The sequence below is a fragment of the Paraferrimonas haliotis genome (assembly GCF_002282895.1).
Lineage (GTDB): Bacteria > Pseudomonadota > Gammaproteobacteria > Enterobacterales > Shewanellaceae > Paraferrimonas > Paraferrimonas haliotis.
The window spans coordinates 282853-304382 of the sequence record NZ_NRRB01000004.1 but is presented as its reverse complement, the minus strand read 5'-3'; the positions used below and the strand labels follow the sequence as shown (position 1 = coordinate 304382).

Below are 21530 nucleotides of genomic sequence, written 5' to 3'. Positions count from 1 at the left end.
TAGTATAAGCGTAAAAAAACCATCTGCAGAATTTCTGAGATGGCTTTAGAGGTAATTTACATAATAACTTCAGCGAGTTGCTTATTCTTGTTTAGGGCGAACTTGTTTCGGTAAGTGAAACTTCGAAGCCGGCTCTATGGCAAGCATTGGCCCTGGGTGCAGTTGTTCGGTCCACTCAAGCAGCATCATTGCCAATACGTTTCTATGCTCGCCGCTGGCGTATTCAATACGCCCTGAAATGGATGGAATAAACTGAGCGTTTTGATCAAAGCTCTTGATGATGTGCTCTCGCGCTCGCTGAACCACTGGATTGTCGCCTTTGCCTGCGAGTAAGAATGCCACTCCAACTTCGGCAATAATATCATCCGTTGCATCGGTTAAGATGCGATCCATGTTGTCGCTGAAGTAGTTCAGGATCCAGCCAAATTGGTCGGCATCGATCGGTCGTTGGTAGTAACCAGAAGCGGCAAACACAAAGTGGGTAAGCCCATACAATTTATTGCGATATTGGCGTTTATCGAGCTGGCCATCAAGCTGGTTAGGGTAGACCTGATTAAAGGCGTTGGTATACGCCTCTAAATAATCGCCGGTGCCTAATTGTTTGCTCCAATAGACGTAGTTAATTAATTGCGCAGCCCAGCTTTTAATCATGGCTGGGTCGGTTAACGCAGGGGTCATGTCATAGTTTTTAATGGCCTGGGTGAGCTTTTGATGACAGGGGCCAATCAAACCAAACTCGTCAATGCGACTGGCGTAACGAAGCAGTCCATCACTGTAGAACAAAAACTGTGGGTGAGCGGTTAACGCCGCTTTGCGAGCGGTGGCGCGAGGGCCATTACCGAGTTGGGCTGTCATTGCTTCGGCTTGGGCGTTAATAAAGTTAGGATCGTCAGCGGAACACGCATAAAAACTTTGGGCTTCGGTAATGGCGTAAAGATCTACCAGTGCAGAATTGACGTATTTATCGTCGCCAGTCATTCGAAATAAACGGATACCATAGTGTCCTTGAACCCGCGGAGGTAGCTGATAGAGACGCTGTTCTAGGGTGTTTTGAATGGCTATTTTTACTTCACCGGCACTGAGGACGGTTGAGGTAGCGGTATGGCTACAGCTGGCAGTGGTCAGTAACAGCGCGAGTATGATAAATCTCATTAATCATCCTTTTAGTTAACTCAAACGGCGATTGATGCCCGAACAGTTGATGCAGTTGTCGTTTGGCTGTGAATCCGGCTTCGTTTACGAATAATACGTCAAACAACTGGTCTTGGGTCAAGCAGTTTTGTTGGCGAAGCCGCTCTAGCCAGTGCCCCATGTCTTGTTGCCATAGCCCTTGATAGAGGTTAGCCGCCTGCACCACCAAACCACTGAAACGCATGTCAGTGCCGCTATTTGCAAGTGGCTTGGAGAACCGTTGGTTAAAGGCGCTTACGGGGTTAATTCGTTGCTCGGGTTTCTGATAAGCGGCTAGAGCAACACGGGCGCGATAGTTTTGCCATTGCTTTTGAGCGTTGACAATTTGTGGCGGCAACCCTTGTTGGGACGCAAATTGCGCTTTAAGCCAATGACCGGCTAACCGTTGTCCGTCTCGCTCAACGACATAGCGGTTGTTGAGATAAAAGCGGCTGCCCGCTGCTAAATTTCGAATGGCTAAGGCGAGGCTTTCAACAAAACGTTGTTGTTGACGGGCGTTTAATAGCCGTTCTGGTGCTATCAATTCACTGACTCCAAACTGGGATCCCAACACACTTTGGCGAACGGTTAAATGATCGATTTGCTTTGGGCTGGCTTGCCAATTTATTTGGCCCAGCAAGCGTTTTCCTTGCCATAAACGCCAATAGTTTTCATCAATCTTATCCGTGCGTAAGCCCAGTTGAGTAAATATCGAAAGGGCAAGCGCCTTAGGGTCGACGTCTATGGCCGGCGCGCCCATTTGCCTAAGCGTCCAGCCTAAATCCCACGGCGGCAGTGTTTGAGCGTGATAACTGGCGGAAATGTCTAAATAATCGGCCACTTGTTTTGGTGTATTAAGCAGATTGTCTCGCAATAGATAGCTGGCAACGTCAGGGTAGAAATTCTTCTCAGCAAGTTGCTCTAACTCTGTTTGGTAGCGGTGTAGGGCAGTTTGAGCAGCATACCCTCCGCGACTTTGATAGGCATGCCATATTCGTTGTCGACAGTGGGCGTCTGCTTGATTAAGCAAATAGCGTGACACTTCGGCTAGGCCAATGTGGGTGCGGTCATCCACCATACACTGTGCGCGTTCAAGAGATATTGACTGGCTAGGTAAATTAAGTCGATGTTGAAATTCGGTTTGACTGGCAATTAAGCTTAATTGTGTTGTTTTAGGAAGTTGTTGGCGAGCAAGCCATTGCCAGCGCAGCGCTAATTGCTGCAATTGTGGATCTTGGCTATGTTGCAACGCGCTTTGCCATGGCGCTTGATTTAATTGCATTAAGCGCTGTTGCCGATAGTCCGTTAACTGCATCTGGCAGGCTAACACCTGACTCGCTTGATCTTGATTAAAGAATTGAGAAAACTTCTTTTGGGCGTAATTTAGGCCGTCGCTTAGATTACGCAGGCCAAGATCCGCTCGCTCAACAGCAATGGCATTCGCTAAAGGCGACAGTTCACTTTTGTACTCAACAGGCGAAAGCGTCAAAGACTGACACTGTTGCAATAGATTGGAAAGTGGAGAGGCGTAGGCCGCCTCTCCAATGGTTAGGCTAAATGCCAGAGCCAGGATGAAAATGTTTTTTAACATATTCAATGCGCTGTGCTACGGGCATAGGAATGTCGCCAAGCTTCTGAATGTTTTGTAGACGCGGCAAGATCCCACGAGCATTGGCGGTTTGTATTGCCAATCCAGGTCGAGCATTAAGCTCTAGCAGCTGTGGCCCCGCTTCAACATCCAACACCATGTCGGTCCCTAAATAACCAAGCCCGGACATTTCATAGCAACCGGCAGCGGTTTCCATGAGTTTGTCCCAGTGCGGTACTTGTATGTCGATGAGTTTTTTACCGGTATCGGGGTGCAACTCGATAGGGCGGTCATATTGAACCGCATGTAAGCCTTTGCCCGTGACCAGATCGAGGCCGACACCAACCGCACCTTGGTGCAAGTTGGCTTTACCATCAGAGGCCCGAGTTGACAAACGCAGCATGCCCATAATAGGGAAGCCTTTAAAGACAATGAGCCTAATATCGGGAACGCCTTCAAAGCTGTAGCCATCGAACACCGGATCGAATTTAATCAAATCTTCCACGACGGCCACGTCGTTTTTACCGCCAAGGGTAAACAGACCACTGAGTACGTTGGAACAGTGGCGATCCATTTCAGCGGGCGTTACCTCATCGCCACTGGGTTTGAAAAACTTGCCGTCTTCAACATGGGTAATAACCAAAATTCCTTTACCACCACTACCTTGAGCAGGTTTTACTACAAACCCTTTTTTGCCTTCAATCATTTTAGGCAGTTGCTCAATTTCGTGTTGAACGCGGATTACGCCAATCAGCCCTGGGGTATTAATACCTTCTTTGAGGGCTAATTGCTTGGTCATCAGCTTGTCGTCAACAAGCTTATAGAGGCTGCGGGGGTTATATCGACCAATAAAGTCGATATTGCGCTTGTTCATACCAAGCACACCTTTTTGAGCCAATGTTTTAGGATTGGCAAACATTAGCGGTCCTCCGCAAACGGTTTAAAGCGACGCAACTCCAGTAAACGGTACCCCGTGTATTGACCCATCACCAATACAGCGGCCAAAATCACCAGGTGAATACCGAGGAAATTAAAGGCAAGGTGTTGGCCAATGTGTGAGCTCATGGCTAAATAGGTAAGGGTTGCCACAAACAAGCTACCACCGCCTTGAACAAACACTTCTTTTGGACCTTCTTCTTCCCATAAAATTGACATCCGCTCAATGGTCCAAGCAAGAATGATCATCGGGAAGAAGGTGATGGTTAAGCCTTCGGATAACCCAAGCTTAAAGGCAAGAATAGTAAAGGCGCCAATAATGCCTATCACCACAACGACCACCGCCGATATTCGCGAAATAAGCAGCAGGTTCAGATGAGACAAGTAGGAGCGAATCAACAGACCAGCCGATACAATCAGCAAGAAGCCGATTAAGCCGGTGAGCAGGGTGGTTTGAATAAAGGCAAGTGCGATGAGAATCGGCATAAAGGTACCGGAGGTTTTAATGCCCACAATCACCCTTAAGAACACCACCACTAATACCCCAAGTGGAATCAGCAGAATGCCTTTGAATAAGCTCTGCTCTTCAATAGGCAGTTGGTATAAAGAGAAGCCCAATTCGTTTTGGGTATCCATCATTTCAACTGAAGTGCGAAGGGCTGAACGGCTGTCTAAAATCATGCTAAAGGAAACGTTGGAATTGACACCACCGCTGACTTCCAATACTGCAGCATCAGTGCCTTCCCAAATTAAGAAGTGATCGGGACGGCCCTCGGTGCCATTGCTGGGATTAAACAAATACCATTGTTGGTTATCGTAAACCGCCACCATATCTACCAGCGATTGACGTCGGCGTTGATCTTCTAATTGAATGCCGCTAACACGCGTGGCTGGAATACCGGCATCTGCCATTAACTTAACGAAAAGGTCGGCGTTATTTTCTACCGATTTGAGCAACTCAAAGTTTTGCGATTTATCAGAGCTGATCATCTTGGCAATTTCTCGCGCAAACGATAAATTAGACGCGCTTGCTTTCCATGCCTTATCAACCACTTGCTTGGCGGCTGCGGCTAAGGAACCACTCCAATTAGTAGGCTCTGCCGGTTCTGGCTCATCGAGCTGACTTAGGGTGTTATTGCCGGTAGGAACGAAAGTGGCTTTATAAAACAGCTCTTGGTTACCGCGCGCTTCACGGATACTCCAAACTGCTCGATTTTGTTCATTATTCTTAATAATGGATAGGCCGTAACCGGGAGAGGCGGCGTTTTCGACTAAGACGTCATAGGCCGGATCTCTAGGCAGAGCAAAATTAACTTCTACTGGGTCGCCGGTCGCTTGGAAGGTGATTTTTGCGTCAACCGCCCATGTTTCGATGCGCTCCCCAGGCCAGTATGGTACTTGGTGCTCAGAATGGGTATAAACAATGCTGGTAATACCGGCGATGAACAGCAGTATAACGAGCAGGTAAAAAGGCTTACGTGATTGCATTAGCTATCCTTATTTTTTGCTGGCTGCTTTTTTAGGGGCAGGTGCGGTTTGTCCGTGCACAAACTTTTTACTGACATCAACAACGGCAATGTCTTTCATAAACTTACGACCTAACAATAGTGGGTATTCTAAATGGCTGCGATCGGTTAAGTTTAATTCCGTTTCAGCTTTGTAATCGCCGATTTGAATATGGGCGAGAATTACTGGGCGACGCTCGGCTTCTTGGCCAGCTTGTTGCTTGATGCGAGTGTTACGAACCACACGAGCCTCAACGGTTTTAGTCGTGGCCTTATCACCTGTGCCAATTAGCACATCAAAGCGGACCCAATCTTTGCCATCTCGCTCAAATGGACGAATGTTTCGGGCATCCACAGAAGATGACTCTGCACCGGTATCGATTCGAGTGGCGAAACCGGCTCCGATTTCATCGACGTAGGTCATCTCTACTTCACCTAATACCAATTTATCGCCAATGGCTGACTTAGGGCATTCTTTAGCCACCGGGACAGGTGTTACCACAGCACTGGTTTCATCCATTTGTTCGAGCTTACCGTTTAAGTTGGCTAATTCCTGTTGAACCTGAGTTAGTTGATCAGGAGAAACACAAATGGCACTCACTTGTTCGACATAGGCTTGTTGTTGTTGTTCTAATGTCGCGTTGAGCTGGTCTTGGGTTAAACCCGGTCCTGTTGAGTTTTTGGCCACGCAGCCTGAAAGAAGTGCGCATGTCAAAACTGAAACCGTAAGAGCTTTCATAGCCATTCCTTAGTTCATTGGGTTAATTGGTTTTGTCGCAATAAAAGTGGCTCGCATAGGAGCAGGGTAGCCTTCTATTGTTTTACTAATATCATTTGGATCTAAATAGTCGATTAATGATTCGTTGGGCATCCATTGTGTGGTTCGCTGCTCGGCTAATGAGGTCACATCATTGTCTACTAGACGTACATTTTCGAAGCCGCATTTTTGTAACCACAATATCAGGGCCTTGGCTGAAGGTAAAAACCACACGTTATTCATTTTAGCGTATCGGTCTTCAGGCACGAGCACTTGCTGCTCATCGCCCTCAATGACCAAGGTTTCTAGTACCAACTCTCCACCACTTCGTAACTGGCTTTTAAGTTGATACAAGTGGTCGATAGGGCTGCGCCTGTGATACAGCACTCCCATAGAAAATACTGTATCAAAGCCATCGAGAGCAGGTAAGTCTTCAATGCCAAGCGGCAGTAAATGTACCGGGTGTTGATTACCGGCAATACGTTTTATAGCTTCGAATTGGCATAAAAAAAGCGTTGAGGGATCGACACCGATAACTCGACGGGCACCGGCGCCAAGCATACGCCACATGTGGTAACCGTTACCACAGCCAACGTCTAGCACAAGTCGGTTTTCTAATGAACTGATATGGGGCGCTACTCGATCCCACTTCCAGTCTGAGCGCCATTCGGTATCAATATCTATGCCATGGATACGATAGGGCCCTTTTCGCCATGGTTTGTAAATCGCCAGCAAACTTTCAAATTTCTCGCGTTGGGAGTCAGAAGTCGTGCTGGCATCGCCTATTTCTACGCTGTCGCTAAAATTGACCGAGTCTGGTTGCATGCCATCGAGCTTTTTTAGCACCTTTTCCCATTTCGGTAATTGACCGTGTTTGTGCTCTCGTTGCCAGTGACCAAGCAACGCAGGTAACTCTTCTAGCCAAGGTTGAAGAGTGTCCTCGGCAATGGCTTGATAAAAGGAGGTAAAAGTAATCATTTTATCGCCACCATTGAACAAAAATTATAGCGCTGATACCAACTATGGTATTGCTTAAAACCGGCGTCGCTAAAGCGTGCAAAATGTTGCTCAATGGAATCGGGTTTCATGACGTTTTCTAGGGCCGAACGTTTTTGACTTATTTCTAACTCACTGTAACCATTCGCTCGTTTAAAGTCCAAGTGTAATGAGTCAATGAGCGCTTGAATTTGTCCTTGCTTAAAATACAATTTTTCAGACACTACGATACAGCCGCCTGTATTTAACCCTTCGTATATGGTGCTCAATAACTGTAAGCGATCGGCGGGAGGAAGAAATTGTAAGGTGAAATTTAGCACTACTAATGAAGCATTGCTTATTTTAATCTCTCGAATATCAGCACATTGCAGCTCAACTGGGGTTGACGATACAAACGCGTCTATATGAGTTTGACAGCGCTCAACCATGGAGGGGCTGTTATCAATCGCAATGATTTTCGCCTGTTTTCCTTCAATTTGTCGTCGTATTGCTAATGTGGCAGCACCTAAGGAACAACCTAAGTCATATACCTGGCTACCAGAAGTCACAACTTGCTTCGCGATGTTGCCAATGCCTTGAACAATGTCGCCGTATCCAGGCACCGAACGGCTTATCATATCAGGGAAAACTTCCACCACTTTTTTATCGAAACTAAAGTCGGCGATGTTTTTTTGCGGGTTAGCGTAGATTTGGTCAGAGCCTTTGGACATGAGTTTTAATTTATGGCTTTAGATTTTACCCATTTTAGCTGTTACCATGAAAAACTGACAAGCCTAATAACTGGAATTAAAAGGCTTTTTTTATTACAAACAATGAAGCACACACTGGATTAAGCACAGCAACTCGAAGGATTGGTGGATAAATGCTCAAAGGAATAGCAAACTTCATAGTAATCACTCTGTTGACAGCAGGGGCATTATTACCCAGTTTTGCCGCGCAAAAAGCCGTTGAAGACACGACCTTAGTGGTCTCATATGGGAAGGACAGCTATCCCTATCAATACACCGACGATAATGGTCAAGCCGCTGGGCTTATCATAGATTTATGGCGACAATATGGGCTAGAAAACCAGGTCGACATCCGGTTTAAAGGAGATGTGTGGGCCGACTCCATTGAGGCAGTGATAGCAGGACAAGCTGATTTTCATGCAGGTATTTCACCCACTAAGCACCGCTCTGAACAATTAGCTTTTTCTAGGGCAATTACCCGACTTAATACCTTTTTATTTGTTGATGCCAGTTTGCCGGTTCATACCTCAATCGAAGAATTAACGCCCTATCAAATTGGTGTTGTAGCAGCATCTGCTCATTTGTCTAAATTATCTCAATTAAACCCTGAATTGCGTTTTCGTGAATACGATACCCGAGCTGAGTTGTTGCAAGGGGCGCTAGCGGGGGACGTTAAAATTTTCGCAGCTATGGATGGTTTTAACCGCATCGCTGCTTTAGAAGAACGAATCGCTTTGAAGTTTCCCCATAATCGTCGCATTCGTATTGCCAGTTATCCCATGACCATTGCGACTAAAAAAACAAACGCTGCGAAGTTGGAAGCCTTAAATATAGGCTTTGCCAACATACCTTCCGTTACTCGCAAGAACCTTCGTAAAAAATGGCTAGGGGTTAGCGATCAAACCTTAACCATAGTTGCCGACGGCAACTTAGCGCCGTTCATGCATCAAGATGAACAGGGTGAATTTAAAGGGTTATTTATTGATTTGTGGAAATTGTGGACCGAGAAAACCGGTATACCCATTCAGTTTACTCTCGGTAATACCGACCAGCAACTTAGCTGGGTGCGCAGCGGTCGCGTTGACGCCGTCGCCGGTTATCCACAAGGCGATGAAATTGTAACCGGCCTTGATAAGGTCGCCCCTTTGTATCCGCAAAAGGTACGCTTGTTTTATCGGCAAGCGATGCCAACCCCAGATCTGCAGCTTAATGAACTGCGCATTGGTATTTTAGCGAATGCCAGTTACGTGAAATCGGTGCGGGAAATGTACCCGGTGCAACACTTCATACAGTACCCAACCCTTGATGAAATGCTAGCTGATCTCGATGAGGACAAATTAGACGGTATTTTTGGCTCATCCGCACGCCTTACAGAACATTTTATTCGCCACGACAATTGGTCCGAGTACGCCAGTATCGATGCGCCCACATTTGAAGAGCCTTATTATGTGCTAGCAAGGCCGAGCGATACCACGCTCAATCGACGAATTCGGGCAGGATTCGATCTCATCAGCGCCGCCGAGCGGCATCAACTGGAGCGTCGATGGTTAGTTAATAGCCGTGATTACGCGTTTGCTAAAGCTGCCAAAGCCCTAGAAATTACATCGTCAGAGCAAGAATACTTGCGTCAATATCCAGTATTGGTACTGGGGTATATTAGTAATTGGCCGCCGATGGAGTTTACAGATGGCATAGGGCAGTTTGCTGGCATCAATATGGAGGTGGCGCAGCATTTATCGGAACAATTAGGAATCCGCTTCAACCCTGTTGCGTTTCATAATTTTGACAGCTTACTTGAGGCACTAGAAAATGGCCAAATAGACATGGTGGCCAGTATTGCGCCGAGCGCAGAACGCACCAGTAAACTGATTTTTAGTGACGCTTATTGGCCTTCGCCATGGGGCTTGGCGAGTACCGCTCAACAGGTAGATTTATTCAATATTAGTGAATTGGCCAATCAACGAATTGCCGTGGTGGAAGGTTATTCCATTGCTAACAAATTAAGAGTGTCCGATAAAAATATTGAAGTGGTGTTGGTAACCAATACCAAAGAGGGCATTGAGTTGTTGGATAATGGCTCGGTGGATTCGTATTTGGATAAAATGATAAGTTTGGCGGCTCAGTTGCGTTCGCATCCAAACCCAAACATCAAAGTATCGCTGTTAGCAGACTACTCGGCAGACCAGTCGCATATTGCGTTTAACCCAAAACATAAAGCGCTCATTCCTTATATAAATCGCTCTTTAGCCGCCATTTCCGCTAACGAAAAACATCAAATGTACAGTCGTTGGCAGCTGCCGCGCATCGCGACCACGAACAAAGAAGACATTTGGTTGAAATGGACGTTGTTGTTTGCATTGCTATTAGTAACCGCCGCAGGAGCGATGTATTTCGCTAATCGTCGCTTGCAAAGAGAAGTAGTACGCCGCAACCTCATTGAGCAAGAAATGCATCACATTGCCAGTCATGATGGATTAACTCAGTTGCCTAATCGCACCTTATTTGAAGACCGCTTAAAACAAGCGGTGTTAAGCCACGAACGGGATCAGCAAAAATTTGCGGTGTTGTTCCTTGATATCGATGGGTTTAAAACCATTAATGACAGTTGGGGCCATTCGGCCGGTGATGCGGCATTACAAGAAGTCAGTCGGCGATTAATGAGTACCATACGAGAATCGGATACGGTGGCTCGTTTTGGTGGCGATGAATTTGTTATTTTGCTTAATCGCGTAAAAGACTCTGACGGCGTTATTCAAGTTGCTGATGGGCTAATTAAAGCCATTCGAGAGCCGTTTCAAGTTGAAAATCATCGTCTTAATTTAGGCTTGAGCGTTGGTGTGGCGATATACCCTCATCACAGTAAAGACGTTGAAGCCTTGCTTAACATAGCCGATGCCAACATGTATTCAGCCAAACGAAACGGCGGTAACCAATACCGATTATAAAATCATCGATTGAACCGTTATTTTTAGGGCTTTTCTTTGGCAAAACTCAGAAATTACTTATAATGGCGGATTATTTTTATCGATTGCCCAACTCTTGGGCGTAAATTGCAATCTAAGGAAACATTCATGCGCAGTCATTATTGTGGCGATATCAACACATCACATGTTGGTGAGGAAGTAACATTGGTGGGTTGGGTGAATCGCCGTCGTGATTTAGGTGGAGTGATTTTCTTAGATTTAAGAGATCGTGAAGGCTTATTGCAAGTTGTCTACGACCCAGATTTAGAAGATGTGTTTGCCACAGCTTCCAAGTTGCGCAATGAATTTTGCGTACAAGTTAAGGGCTTGGTTCGCAACCGCCCACAAAGTCAAGTTAACGCGGGTATGCGCACCGGTGAAGTAGAGGTGTTAGGTAAAGATTTGACCATAGTCAATGCCGCAGCGCCATTACCACTGAATATGGACGATCACCAGACCAATTCCGAAGAAGCCCGTCTGAAGTATCGTTATCTTGATTTGCGTCGTCCGGAAATGAACCAGCGTTTGATTTTCCGTTCAAAAGTAACTGCTGCGGTTCGTCGATTTATGGATACCCAAGGCTTCCTCGATATTGAAACGCCCATGCTGACTCGAGCTACGCCAGAAGGGGCTCGCGATTATTTAGTACCCAGCCGTACCCACAGCGACAAGTTTTTCGCTCTACCACAATCACCACAACTGTTTAAACAGTTATTGATGATGTCTGGCTTTGACCGCTATTACCAAATCGTTAAGTGTTTTAGAGACGAAGATTTACGTGCGGATCGCCAACCAGAATTTACCCAAATCGATATCGAAACCTCGTTTATGTCAGCAGATCAGGTTATGGCAAAAACCGAAGAGTTGGTGGTGTCGCTGTTTGATGAATTGCTGGATGTGCAGTTAGGGAAATTCCCTAAAATGAGCTACGCCGATGCCATGCGTCGTTTTGGTTCCGATAAGCCTGATCTGCGAAACCCGCTTGAATTGGTCGATGTTGCTGATTTAGTTAAAGACGTTGAGTTTAAAGTATTTGCAGGTCCAGCCAATGATGCGAAAGGGCGTGTTGCGGTAATTTGTGTACCTGGCGGTGCCAGCCTATCTCGCAAGCAAATCGACGGCTACGGCAAATACGTTGAAGTATACGGTGCCCGCGGTTTAGCTTGGATGAAAATTAACGATGCCAGTGCCGGTTTTGACGGCGTTCAATCGCCCATCGCTAAATTCTTAAGTCCTGAAGTAGTCGTTGAGCTATTAGCTCGCGTAAACGCCAAAGACGGTGACATTATCTTCTTCGGGGCCGACAAGGCAAACGTAGTGACCGATGCGCTAGGCGCTTTGCGGTTAAAATTGGGCGAAGACTTAGGCTTAACTGAAGACAGTTGGAAACCACTTTGGGTAGTGGACTTCCCAATGTTTGAAGAAGTTGACGGTCAATTCCACGCGCTGCACCATCCATTCACCGCTCCACGAGACATGACTCCCGAAGAACTTGCGGCTGATCCAGCAAACGCCATTTCCAATGCTTATGATATGGTGCTTAATGGCTGTGAATTAGGCGGAGGCTCGGTTCGTATCCATGATCAAGCCATGCAAGCGCAAGTGTTTAAACTGCTTGGCATTAGTGATGAAGAAGCGCAAGAGAAATTTGGCTTCCTACTTGAAGCCTTACGCTACGGTACGCCGCCACACGCAGGACTGGCGTTTGGCTTGGATCGCATGATCATGCTCATGACAGGTGCAAGTTCCATTCGCGATGTTATGGCATTCCCTAAGACCACCACAGCGGCTTGCCCTCTTACCGATGCCCCTGGTTTCGCTAACCCTGAGCAACTGCAGGAGTTAGGTATTGAGTTGCTAAAGAAAGCGTCTCAAGATTCAGAGGAAGTATAAGCGATGGCCGGTCACAGTAAATGGTCTAACATCAAACACCGTAAAGCGGCGCAAGACGCTAAACGGGGTAAAATTTTTACCAAATTGATTCGAGAATTAACTGTGGCCGCCAGAGAAGGTGGCTCCGATGCGGACAGCAATCCGCGTCTACGAGCTGCCATTGATAAGGCGCTTTCTAACAACATGACCCGAGATACCATCGAGCGTTCGGTGAAACGCGGGGCAGGGGAGTTAGACGGACAAGCCTTAGAAACCATTATTTACGAAGGATACGGTCCAGGCGGGACCGCGGTTATGGTAGAGACCATGACGGATAATCGTAATCGTACTGTATCCAGTGTGCGTCATGCCTTCAGTAAAGCGGGCGGTAATTTAGGTACCGACGGCTCCGTGGCCTACCTATTCGAAAAGAGGGGTGTTATTGCTTATGACGCCGGTGTTGACCAAGAAGCGCTGCTTGATGCGGCACTTGAGGTGGGCGCTGATGATGTAGTGATGCACGACGATGGCAGCGCTGAGGTACACACTTCACCAGAAGCGTTTGGCGAGGTAAAAGACGGATTGGATAATGCTGGTTTCACCTCAATCAATGCCGAAGTCAGCCAAATAGCCTCCACCAGCGCTCAACTTGACGCCGAGACTGCCCCCAAGCTATTGCGATTGATTGACGCGCTTGAAGATAACGACGACGTTCAAGAGGTTTATCACAATGGTGAACTGTCTGATGATGTCGCTGCAACCCTAGAGATGTAATCGATGGCCGTCATTCTTGGTATTGATCCTGGTTCGCGAATTACAGGTTATGGTGTTATTCGCGTTCAAGGTAAACTCCAAGAATACATCGGCAGTGGTTGTATACGCACTCAATCTAAAGAGCTTCCTCCACGGCTTAATACCATTTTCAATGGCGTTAGTGAGCTTATTCAACAATATCAGCCTGATGAATTCGCAATTGAACAAGTGTTTATGGCGCGCAATCCCGACTCGGCGTTAAAGCTTGGGCAAGCCCGCGGCGCAGCGATTGTTGCCGCAACTCAATGCGATATACCGGTTTATGAATACGCGGCGCGCTTAATTAAGCAAGCGGTGACTGGCACCGGCGGTGCCGATAAATCTCAGGTGCAACATATGGTGCAACACATGCTTAAATTGCCGGGTAAGCCACAAGCCGATGCAGCGGATGCGTTGGCGGTCGCGATATGTCATAGTCATACCCAAAAGCTTGCGGTGGCGATGGCCGGCAAAGACGCCAGTTACGCGCGACGACGGTTTAAATAAAAATATTAGAGGATGAAACGTGATAGGACGTTTACAAGGACTACTGGTCGATAAGCAGGCACCTGAGGTACTCATCGACATCAACGGCGTTGGCTATGAAGTGCAGCTACCCATGACCAGTTTTTATGAATTGCCCGACGTTGGCAATAAAGCCACTATTTATACCCACTTTGTGGTTCGCGAAGACGCTCAACTGCTATACGGATTTGCTAATACCAGTGAACGTGCCCTTTTTCGAGAATTAATAAAGGTTAACGGCGTTGGGCCTAAGCTGGCGTTGGCAATCCTTTCAGGCATGACTGCTAGCGAGTTTGCACAAACCGTCAGTCGAGATGACGCCAGTGCATTAACCAAGCTTCCCGGCGTGGGTAAGAAAACCGCGGAGCGTTTGGTCATTGAAATGCGGGATCGGTTGAAAAACCTCACCATTGATGGCGCCAATGAGCCATTGGCATTGGAAGCAACAGCAGCGGCTAGCGCGAATAAGGACGTTGAAGGGGATGCGATTGCAGCGCTGTTAGCGTTAGGCTATAAGCCTCAACAAGCCAGCAAAGCGGTGGCTAAAGTGCTCTCTCCAGAGTTAAATTCCGAAGATGTGATTAAGCTTGCGCTTAAGTCCATGCTATAACACTAGGGCCAAAAGATGATTGAAGCCGACCGCCTTATCGAAGCGCAAACCCAAGCAAATGACGAAGGTATTGACCGTGCCATGCGTCCGAAGAAACTGGACGAGTATACCGGTCAAGCAGAAGTGCGTGGCCAGCTAGGTATTTTTATTGAAGCGGCGAAAGGCCGAGAAGAGGCCATTGATCACATACTGATATACGGTCCTCCAGGGTTGGGTAAAACCACATTGGCTCACATTGTTGCCAATGAAATGGGTGTTAATATTAAGTCGACATCGGGACCTGTGCTTGAAAAAGCTGGGGATTTGGCGGCGTTGCTTACCAATCTAGAGCCCGGAGACGTACTTTTTATCGATGAAATCCATCGTTTAAGTCCGTCCATCGAGGAAGTGCTGTACCCCGCGATGGAAGACTATCAAATCGATATTATGATAGGTGAGGGACCTGCGGCACGTTCGATTAAGCTGGATTTGCCTCCCTTTACCTTGATTGGTGCAACTACTCGAGCCGGATCATTAACATCACCTTTAAGAGCACGATTTGGTATTCCATTGAGGCTTGAGTTTTATAACAGTGCTGACCTAACCACCATTGTTAATCGCAGCGCAAAGGTAATGGAGCTTGATATAGAAGACGCTGGAGCACGAGAGATTGCGGTTCGCTCTCGTGGAACGCCTCGTATCGCGAATCGACTGTTACGGCGAGTACGAGATTTTGCTGAAGTGAAACACCAAGGGACAATCAATGCCACCGTAGCCGGCCAAGCGCTGGACATGCTCGATGTAGACAGTGGTGGTTTCGACTATATGGATCGAAAACTGCTGCTAACCATCATTGATAAATTTGCTGGCGGCCCGGTTGGCTTGGATAATTTAGCCGCTGCAATTGGCGAAGAGCGAGACACCATTGAGGATGTACTGGAACCCTATTTAATTCAGCAGGGTTTTATACAGCGTACCCCAAGAGGTCGAATAGCAACTGAGCGAGCTTGGCAACATTTCGATTTGCTAAAACCTGAATAAGGCCTGACTGCATTGATTGAAAACCGCTCAAGTTAGCGGTTTTTTTGATTTCGCTCAATACCAGCAGAGCCCTAATGGCGTCATTTGTTATTTGTTGGTTATGAGGTTGGTGTGATTATGTTGCTCTTGCTGTAATTGGTTAGTTGCTCGTTTGTTAACGATTTAACTGTTGCTAAAAAAAGCAAATGTTTTTTTTGTGAGGCAGTTGTTGGCTATTTGTTGCTGCGTTCCGGTTTTAAACTTCCTATTTTGAGCGTTCTTTGTGCTTTTCAATCCGAAATTCTAATTTTCAATTCGATCTTGTTGTTTTTCTTCACAAAATAGCAACAACAAGGTCTGACCAGATAGTCGCTGTGGTGGCTTGACCAAAGTTTCGAGTTTTTCACATTATCAACCGGCGCTAACAAGAATAACAATCGGCGCTAATACCACTAAGAATAAATACAAATCGATTGGGAGAACTATCCAATGAAAAAGCAAAACCCTATTGCTTTTGGGATTCAATACGCCTTATATGCAGGTCTTGCAACAAGTCCATTCATTGCAACCAACGCATTAGCAGAAGAAACTCAAGTCAGCGAAAATGTCGAGCGTATCGCTGTAACGGGTTCCCGTATCAAGCGCCAAGATATGGAAACGGCATCTCCTGTAACTACGATTAACGCGGACCAAATTGCCGCCGGTAGCTATACATCAGTTGAGCAAATCCTCCAAGAAACTACAGCGTCAGCGGGTGCCGCTACCGGCGCAGCTACCAATAACGGTGGTCGTGGTGTTGCCAACGTTGATCTACGAGGCATGGGTGCACAACGTACTTTAGTGTTGGTAAACGGTCGCCGCATGGTGAACTCAGGAACCGGCGCAGACTCAAGCGTTGACCTTAATACCATCCCTGTTGCCATGATTGAGCGTATCGAAGTCCTTAAGGACGGTGCTTCTGCGGTATACGGTTCGGATGCCATCGCAGGCGTAATTAACATTATCACTCGTTCTGACTTCGACGGATTCCAACTGGATGCGCAAGTTGGTATGTCTGATAAAGGTGACGGTGAGACCGGTGAACTTAACCTATTGTGGGGCAATAACTTCGACCGTGGTAACATTGTGATTGGCGCTACCTACGTAAACCGTGGTGAAGTGATGCAAGACGACCGTTTCTGGTCGAACTGTGGTCCCTATGGCGATTGTGGTGGCTGGAGTTCTACCATTCCTGGCGGAACCATCAACTGGGGTGACGGTTGGCATCAACCTGATGGCAACGGTGGCTATAAACCACAAGACGAGTATTTCAACTACGTTCCTTATAGCTATTTATCAACGCCACAAGAGCGCTTTAGCTTAACCGCTAACGGTAAATATGAGATTACCAACGATACAGCGGCATTCGTTGAAGCCTTGTACACCAAACGTCAATCGGATCAACAAATGGCACCCGCTCCTGTTACCGGTGTCGTTATTCCAAACGCGAGTCTTCCAAGTGGCCCATGGGGCGACAAAGATGTTGAGTATCGCCGTCGTATGGAAGAAGCTGGACCACGTACGTTTGAGCAAGATACCGATACCTACCGTATTGTTGCAGGTCTTGAAGGGTATTTAGACATTGGTCGCGGTATCGATTGGGATGTCAGCTACAACTATGGCCGCAACGAAGCGGTGAGTTACGCTAACAACTTGGTGCGTACCTCTCGTTTGTTGGATTCGGTTTCGCAAAACCCTGGTGAATGGGTTTCGGGCGATCCTCTTAGCCAAGATACCTTAGATTACATCATGTATAACGACCGCTCAGAAGGCGGTAACGAAATGCATGTAGCGAGTTTGAACTTCTCTGGTGAGCTGTTTGATTTGCCAGCCGGTGCCATTGCCTTCGCTGCGGGCGCTGAATATCGTAAGGAAAAAGGTTGGTTTACCCCGGATGAAATCACTCAAGCCGGTGACTCCTCTCAATCGCAACAAGACGCCACAGCGGGTGAATATGACACCACAGCCGTTTACGCGGAATTCTCGATTCCATTGTTAGCGGATAAGCCTTTTGTTGAAGAGTTGACAGCAGAAGCTGCGGTTCGTTATTTCGACTACAGCTCATTTGGTAGCGATGCCACGTGGAAATTGGGCTTAACCTGGAAAGTGAACGAGCAGGTAATGTTCCGCTCGGTAGCGTCTACCGCATTCCGTGCACCAAGTATTTCAGAGCTTTACGGCGGTAACGTGGGCTCATTCGATTACTTGTCTGACCCATGTTGGGGCTATGGAGCTGATCCAGATTCACCGTTTGCCGCGAGCTGTGCCGCTTCTGGCCTAGATCCAAACTATGGATTAGCCGGCGATGGCAGTGTGATGGATCCTGACAGCCAAATCGAAGTAACTTGGACATCTGGTGGTGATCTTAAGCCTGAAGAAGCGAAAACGCTTACCGTGGGTACGGTACTTTCGCCAAACTTCATTGATGGTTTATCGCTCACCATTGACTACTGGCAATTTGAAGTAGAGAACGCCTTGGTTCGTATTGACCGTCAGGCCTACTTAAACGATTGCTATACCGGTAATCAAAACGCCTGTGACACCTTAAACATTCAACGAAGCGATGTTTCGGGTCAAATCAGTTACATGGAAGCGCCACTCATTAACGCCGGTTACCAAAACACCTCTGGTGTGGATATGAACCTTAACTACAAGTGGGTTTATGGTGCACACGACTGGGCGTTTAACTGGGATGTAACCCGTTTACTTGAGTTTGAACAGGATGGCATCGACTATACCGGCACCTTAAGTGGCATGAATGGTGGTTATGCAGAATGGCGCCAAAACGCTAACTTGATGGTCAAAGCGGACGATTGGACGCTAAGCTACAGCATTCGCATGATTGGCGAGATGACCGACTTGCAAAGTCCCGACTTTGAAGTGCCGGCAGCTTGGTATCACAACGTGTCGTACATGTACCACATTAATCGCAACTTTGACTTAACCGTTGGTGTGAACAACTTGTTCGATGAAACACCAAAATACACGCCTTCATACTCTGACGTGTACACGGTTCCAGAAGTGTATGATGTGATGGGTCGATACGTTTACACCAAAGTAAGCTATCGTTTCTAATCGTTATCAACCTAATAAAAAGGCTGCTGTTTGAGCAGCCTTTTTTGATCAAACTCACAAATCCAAAAGGGAACTATATAGCCTTTTGTTAGCGAGTAATTGTTCTATTTTCACGTTGTTGTCATCCCTAACCCTATTAAACGAGTAATAAGCCCGCAATGTCAGCGAAAAGCTAACCAGAAAATGTCATTCTATTAACCAGACATTCGTGTTTTGTTTCCAAAAAAGTGACCTTTGTTATCAGCTATTATAGTTGTCTCTGCAGGAACTTTTGTTCAGTATTGCGATCGAGCTTTTAGCCTCTAGTAGGATGAAGCTTTGGGGTAAATCATGAACAAGTGTGGAAATTCTTATGAGCAATGACAACAATCAACAACGAGTAACACTGCCGTTATTAGCAACGCTAATTGCAACCAGTTATTCCGTGCAAGCCAATGAAACCGAATCTGGGGTTAAGTCATCGGTAGAGCGAATAGCGGTAACGGGTTCGCGCATTCAGCGTCAAGATATGGAAACTGCGTCACCAGTAACCGTTATTGATTCCGTAGAGATTAAAGCGGAAGGGCATAATTCAGTAGAAGAAATTCTGCAATCACAACCTGCCATGGCCGGTATGTCCATTGGCAGTACAACCAATAATGGCTCAAACGGTCGCGCTACCGTGAATTTACGGGGCATGGGCGTTAATCGTACCTTAGTGCTGTTGAATGGTCGACGCATGGTGAACTCTGGTGCGGGCGCTGATTCGTCAGTGGATCTTAATACCATCCCAGTTGCCTTGATTAAGCGCGTTGAAATTTTGAAAGATGGGGCTTCTGCGGTTTACGGCTCCGACGCCATTGCCGGTGTGGTGAACATCATTACCAAAGACGATTTTGACGGTTTATCACTGGAAGTGAGTGGAGACACAACCGCGTCAAGTCACCATGTTGATAATCAAACTAAAGGGCAAGGATTTGATGGTCAGAACATCAACCTTTCCGGGTTGTATGGCTTTAACTCAGAGTCCGGTAACATTACTCTAGGCGCTTCTTATCAAGAACGTAAAGGCATTCGCTTATCGGATCGCACTTGGGTAGCACCTGGCGCCAGCTCCTTTATACCGGGGGGCAGCATTACCGGCAGTGGCAGCGATGCTGATGGCAATCCGACCAATCGTACACTTGTTCCTGATTTTGATGATCAGGGTAATTTCATTGGTTATCGCGATAGAGATCCGGCCAATGACGTATACGACTACAACCCAGATACGTGGTTACAAACCCCAAGTAAGCAATATTCGTTTTTTGCCAACTCTAACCACAGTTTAGGTAGTAACTTGCAGCTGCAAACGGACCTGTTATACACCAAACGTCAATCGTTTCAGCGAATGGCGCCGCAGCCGGCCAGTGTTGAACTGGATGTGTGTAAAGCCGATGGCAGTAACGCAGGACGTTGCGTGGATCTCACAGGCATGGGTATTGGTGCAAACGAGCGAGGGCAGGTCACTTATAAAAGACGGATGACGGATGTGGGTCCACGGATTTATGAGCAAGACATCGATACCCTAAGAGCGTCAGCAGCCCTGTCGGGGATGCTTGATATGGGTAGCGGTTACGATTGGGAAGTGTCCTACACCTATGGTCGTAACGATGCCAAAAGCTATGTTCATAATTCGGTGAATGCCAAAAACATGGCAGAGTCAATTTATAACAATCAACAGCATTGGTTTAACGGTGGCCCTCTATCACAAAGCGTGATTGATGACGTATCTTTTACTGAGCGCAATAGCGGTGGCAACCAAATGCACATAGCGTCAGCGGTTATCAGTGGTGACCTGTTTGATACCGATGCCGGCGCCGTTGGCTTTGCATCCGGTATCGAATATCGCCATGAAAGTGGCTTTTTCACGCCAGATGCCGTAATCCAACGCGGTGAGGGTACCGCTGCACAACAAGATGCTACTAAAGGCGATTATAACGTTGCCTCGGGTTACGTTGAGGTGTCTGCGCCAATAACTGAAGCACTAACCGGAGAGTTTGCAATACGCCACGATCATTACAATACCTTTGGTGGAGCAACCACTTGGAAGGCGGGGCTTACCTATGAAGCCAGTGACAGCTTGATGTTTCGAAGTGTTGCGGCTACCGGTTTTCGAGCGCCCAGCGTTGCTGAGCTGTATGGCGGTGGCTCAGGCTCTTATGAATACTTAACCGACCCGTGGGGGCGTGCTCAAGACAGCCAAATTTTGGTACGCCGAGTATCGGATCCTAACTTGAAACCAGAGAAATCACGTTCATTTACCTTAGGTACCGTGTTCTCGCCACAATCGGTTGATGGTTTATCGTTCACTTTGGATTATTGGCAGTTTGACGTTAAAGATGCCATTGCAAGGTTAGATGTTCAGGCGGGACTCGACGCTTGTTATAACGGAGACCAGAATGCATGTGATATCCACCAAATTGGCCCGGATGGCGATCTTCGTACGCTCACCAATCCCTTAACCAACGTCGGCGAGCAAAATACTAAGGGGATCGATTTTAATACTCAATACACCTTTACCAAGAACAATGTGGACTGGTCGATTAATAATGATCTCACGCGGTTACTTGAGTTTAAACAAGACGGAAAAGAGTATACCGGTACTATTGGTCAAACCTACGGCGCTTTTGCTAAATACAAAAACAATTTCCGAGTTACGGCGCGACTTGAAGACTGGTCATTCAATTATTCCAATCGATTCATTGGTGAAATGACGGATTTCAATAGCGGTGATACTGTGGGCTCTATCATGTATCACAATGTCTCTGCCAGTTGGTATGCCACCGATTCCATCGTAGCCAACTTTGGTATTAAGAATCCGACCGACGAACTGCCACGCCATGTCAGTAATGGTAATACCGGTGGCACGGTTCCTGAGGTTTATAACACCATAGGTCGGCAAATATTTGCTGGGGTCAATATCACCTTCTAATTGAATTTTAGGCAATAAAAAG

At 46.9% G+C, this 21530-nt stretch carries 15 protein-coding genes; 8 read left to right on the top strand and 7 right to left on the bottom strand.

The genetic code is table 11. The features are described from left to right. Positions 1–81: 81 nt before the first annotated feature. From CLC91_RS10495 to cmoA, 7 genes are read right to left on the bottom strand one after another with little or no spacing between them, the layout of a single operon-like run. The gene (locus CLC91_RS10495) at positions 82–1152 is read right to left on the bottom strand and encodes a DUF3541 domain-containing protein (RefSeq protein ID WP_095500403.1); all 1071 of its coding nucleotides are present in this window, start codon (positions 1150–1152) and stop codon (positions 82–84) included. Beyond that, positions 1106–2761 (bottom strand): hypothetical protein, encoded by a 1656-nt coding sequence (locus CLC91_RS10490; protein ID WP_095500402.1) that lies wholly within the window; start codon positions 2759–2761, stop codon positions 1106–1108. Before CLC91_RS10490 ends, CLC91_RS10495 begins: the two co-directional genes overlap by 47 nt. Beyond that, positions 2724–3677, bottom strand: a complete 954-nt coding sequence (locus CLC91_RS10485) for an alpha-L-glutamate ligase-like protein (RefSeq protein ID WP_095500401.1) — start codon at positions 3675–3677, stop codon at positions 2724–2726. The genes CLC91_RS10490 and CLC91_RS10485 overlap by 38 nt, the downstream gene beginning before the upstream one ends. Continuing rightward, on the bottom strand, positions 3677–5182 hold the full coding sequence (locus CLC91_RS10480; RefSeq protein ID WP_095500400.1) for an inactive transglutaminase family protein: 1506 nt from the start codon (positions 5180–5182) through the stop codon (positions 3677–3679). Before CLC91_RS10480 ends, CLC91_RS10485 begins: the two co-directional genes overlap by 1 nt. 9 nt (positions 5183–5191) lie before the next feature. After that, a complete protein-coding gene (locus tag CLC91_RS10475; RefSeq protein WP_408634225.1) occupies positions 5192–5938 on the bottom strand; it encodes an ATP-dependent zinc protease family protein in 747 nt (248 codons plus the stop codon). A 9-nt stretch (positions 5939–5947) separates the two neighbouring features. Beyond that, complete coding sequence (gene cmoB, locus CLC91_RS10470) at positions 5948–6934, bottom strand: tRNA 5-methoxyuridine(34)/uridine 5-oxyacetic acid(34) synthase CmoB (protein ID WP_095500398.1); 987 nt, start codon at positions 6932–6934, stop codon at positions 5948–5950. Further along, positions 6931–7662, bottom strand: a complete 732-nt coding sequence (gene cmoA, locus CLC91_RS10465) for a carboxy-S-adenosyl-L-methionine synthase CmoA (RefSeq protein ID WP_095500397.1) — start codon at positions 7660–7662, stop codon at positions 6931–6933. The genes cmoB and cmoA overlap by 4 nt, the downstream gene beginning before the upstream one ends. Positions 7663–7814: 152 nt before the next feature. On the opposite strand from cmoA, the gene CLC91_RS10460 reads away from it, so the two are divergent. The 8 genes from CLC91_RS10460 (at position 7815) to CLC91_RS10425 (ending at position 21508) form a co-directional block, all read left to right on the top strand. Beyond that, complete coding sequence (locus CLC91_RS10460; RefSeq protein ID WP_095499314.1) at positions 7815–10625, top strand: diguanylate cyclase domain-containing protein; 2811 nt, start codon at positions 7815–7817, stop codon at positions 10623–10625. 126 nt (positions 10626–10751) lie between these two features. Next, the gene (gene aspS / locus CLC91_RS10455) at positions 10752–12536 is read left to right on the top strand and encodes an aspartate--tRNA ligase (protein ID WP_095500396.1); all 1785 of its coding nucleotides are present in this window, start codon (positions 10752–10754) and stop codon (positions 12534–12536) included. A gap of 3 nt (positions 12537–12539) precedes the next feature. After that, positions 12540–13289 carry a YebC/PmpR family DNA-binding transcriptional regulator gene (locus CLC91_RS10450; protein ID WP_095500395.1) on the top strand — a complete coding sequence of 250 codons (750 nt, stop codon included), beginning with the start codon at positions 12540–12542 and terminating at the stop codon, positions 13287–13289. 3 nt (positions 13290–13292) lie between these two features. After that, the gene (gene ruvC / locus CLC91_RS10445; protein WP_095500394.1) at positions 13293–13814 is read left to right on the top strand and encodes a crossover junction endodeoxyribonuclease RuvC; all 522 of its coding nucleotides are present in this window, start codon (positions 13293–13295) and stop codon (positions 13812–13814) included. A gap of 19 nt (positions 13815–13833) precedes the next feature. Next, positions 13834–14442, top strand: coding sequence for a Holliday junction branch migration protein RuvA (gene ruvA / locus CLC91_RS10440; protein WP_095499318.1), 609 nt, complete (start codon positions 13834–13836; stop codon positions 14440–14442). A gap of 15 nt (positions 14443–14457) precedes the next feature. Further along, positions 14458–15462 (top strand): Holliday junction branch migration DNA helicase RuvB, encoded by a 1005-nt coding sequence (gene ruvB / locus CLC91_RS10435; protein ID WP_095499319.1) that lies wholly within the window; start codon positions 14458–14460, stop codon positions 15460–15462. 468 nt (positions 15463–15930) lie between these two features. Then, the gene (locus tag CLC91_RS10430) at positions 15931–18555 is read left to right on the top strand and encodes a TonB-dependent receptor (protein WP_095500393.1); all 2625 of its coding nucleotides are present in this window, start codon (positions 15931–15933) and stop codon (positions 18553–18555) included. A 352-nt stretch (positions 18556–18907) separates the two neighbouring features. Next, positions 18908–21508, top strand: a complete 2601-nt coding sequence (locus tag CLC91_RS10425) for a TonB-dependent receptor plug domain-containing protein (RefSeq protein ID WP_095500392.1) — start codon at positions 18908–18910, stop codon at positions 21506–21508. Positions 21509–21530: the final 22 nt, after the last annotated feature.

What these genes read in the sequence shown, in the direction of transcription:
- CLC91_RS10495 (WP_095500403.1), bottom strand. Translation starts at nt 1,152, where the DNA reads ATGAGATTTATCATACTCGCGCTGTTACTGACCACTGCCAGCTGTAGC.
- CLC91_RS10490 (WP_095500402.1), bottom strand. Translation starts at nt 2,761, where the DNA reads ATGTTAAAAAACATTTTCATCCTGGCTCTGGCATTTAGCCTAACCATT.
- CLC91_RS10485 (WP_095500401.1), bottom strand. Translation starts at nt 3,677, where the DNA reads ATGTTTGCCAATCCTAAAACATTGGCTCAAAAAGGTGTGCTTGGTATG.
- CLC91_RS10480 (WP_095500400.1), bottom strand. Translation starts at nt 5,182, where the DNA reads ATGCAATCACGTAAGCCTTTTTACCTGCTCGTTATACTGCTGTTCATC.
- CLC91_RS10475 (WP_408634225.1), bottom strand. Translation starts at nt 5,938, where the DNA reads ATGAAAGCTCTTACGGTTTCAGTTTTGACATGCGCACTTCTTTCAGGC.
- cmoB (WP_095500398.1), bottom strand. Translation starts at nt 6,934, where the DNA reads ATGATTACTTTTACCTCCTTTTATCAAGCCATTGCCGAGGACACTCTT.
- cmoA (WP_095500397.1), bottom strand. Translation starts at nt 7,662, where the DNA reads ATGTCCAAAGGCTCTGACCAAATCTACGCTAACCCGCAAAAAAACATC.
- CLC91_RS10460 (WP_095499314.1), top strand. Translation starts at nt 7,815, where the DNA reads ATGCTCAAAGGAATAGCAAACTTCATAGTAATCACTCTGTTGACAGCA.
- aspS (WP_095500396.1), top strand. Translation starts at nt 10,752, where the DNA reads ATGCGCAGTCATTATTGTGGCGATATCAACACATCACATGTTGGTGAG.
- CLC91_RS10450 (WP_095500395.1), top strand. Translation starts at nt 12,540, where the DNA reads ATGGCCGGTCACAGTAAATGGTCTAACATCAAACACCGTAAAGCGGCG.
- ruvC (WP_095500394.1), top strand. Translation starts at nt 13,293, where the DNA reads ATGGCCGTCATTCTTGGTATTGATCCTGGTTCGCGAATTACAGGTTAT.
- ruvB (WP_095499319.1), top strand. Translation starts at nt 14,458, where the DNA reads ATGATTGAAGCCGACCGCCTTATCGAAGCGCAAACCCAAGCAAATGAC.
- CLC91_RS10430 (WP_095500393.1), top strand. Translation starts at nt 15,931, where the DNA reads ATGAAAAAGCAAAACCCTATTGCTTTTGGGATTCAATACGCCTTATAT.
- CLC91_RS10425 (WP_095500392.1), top strand. Translation starts at nt 18,908, where the DNA reads ATGAGCAATGACAACAATCAACAACGAGTAACACTGCCGTTATTAGCA.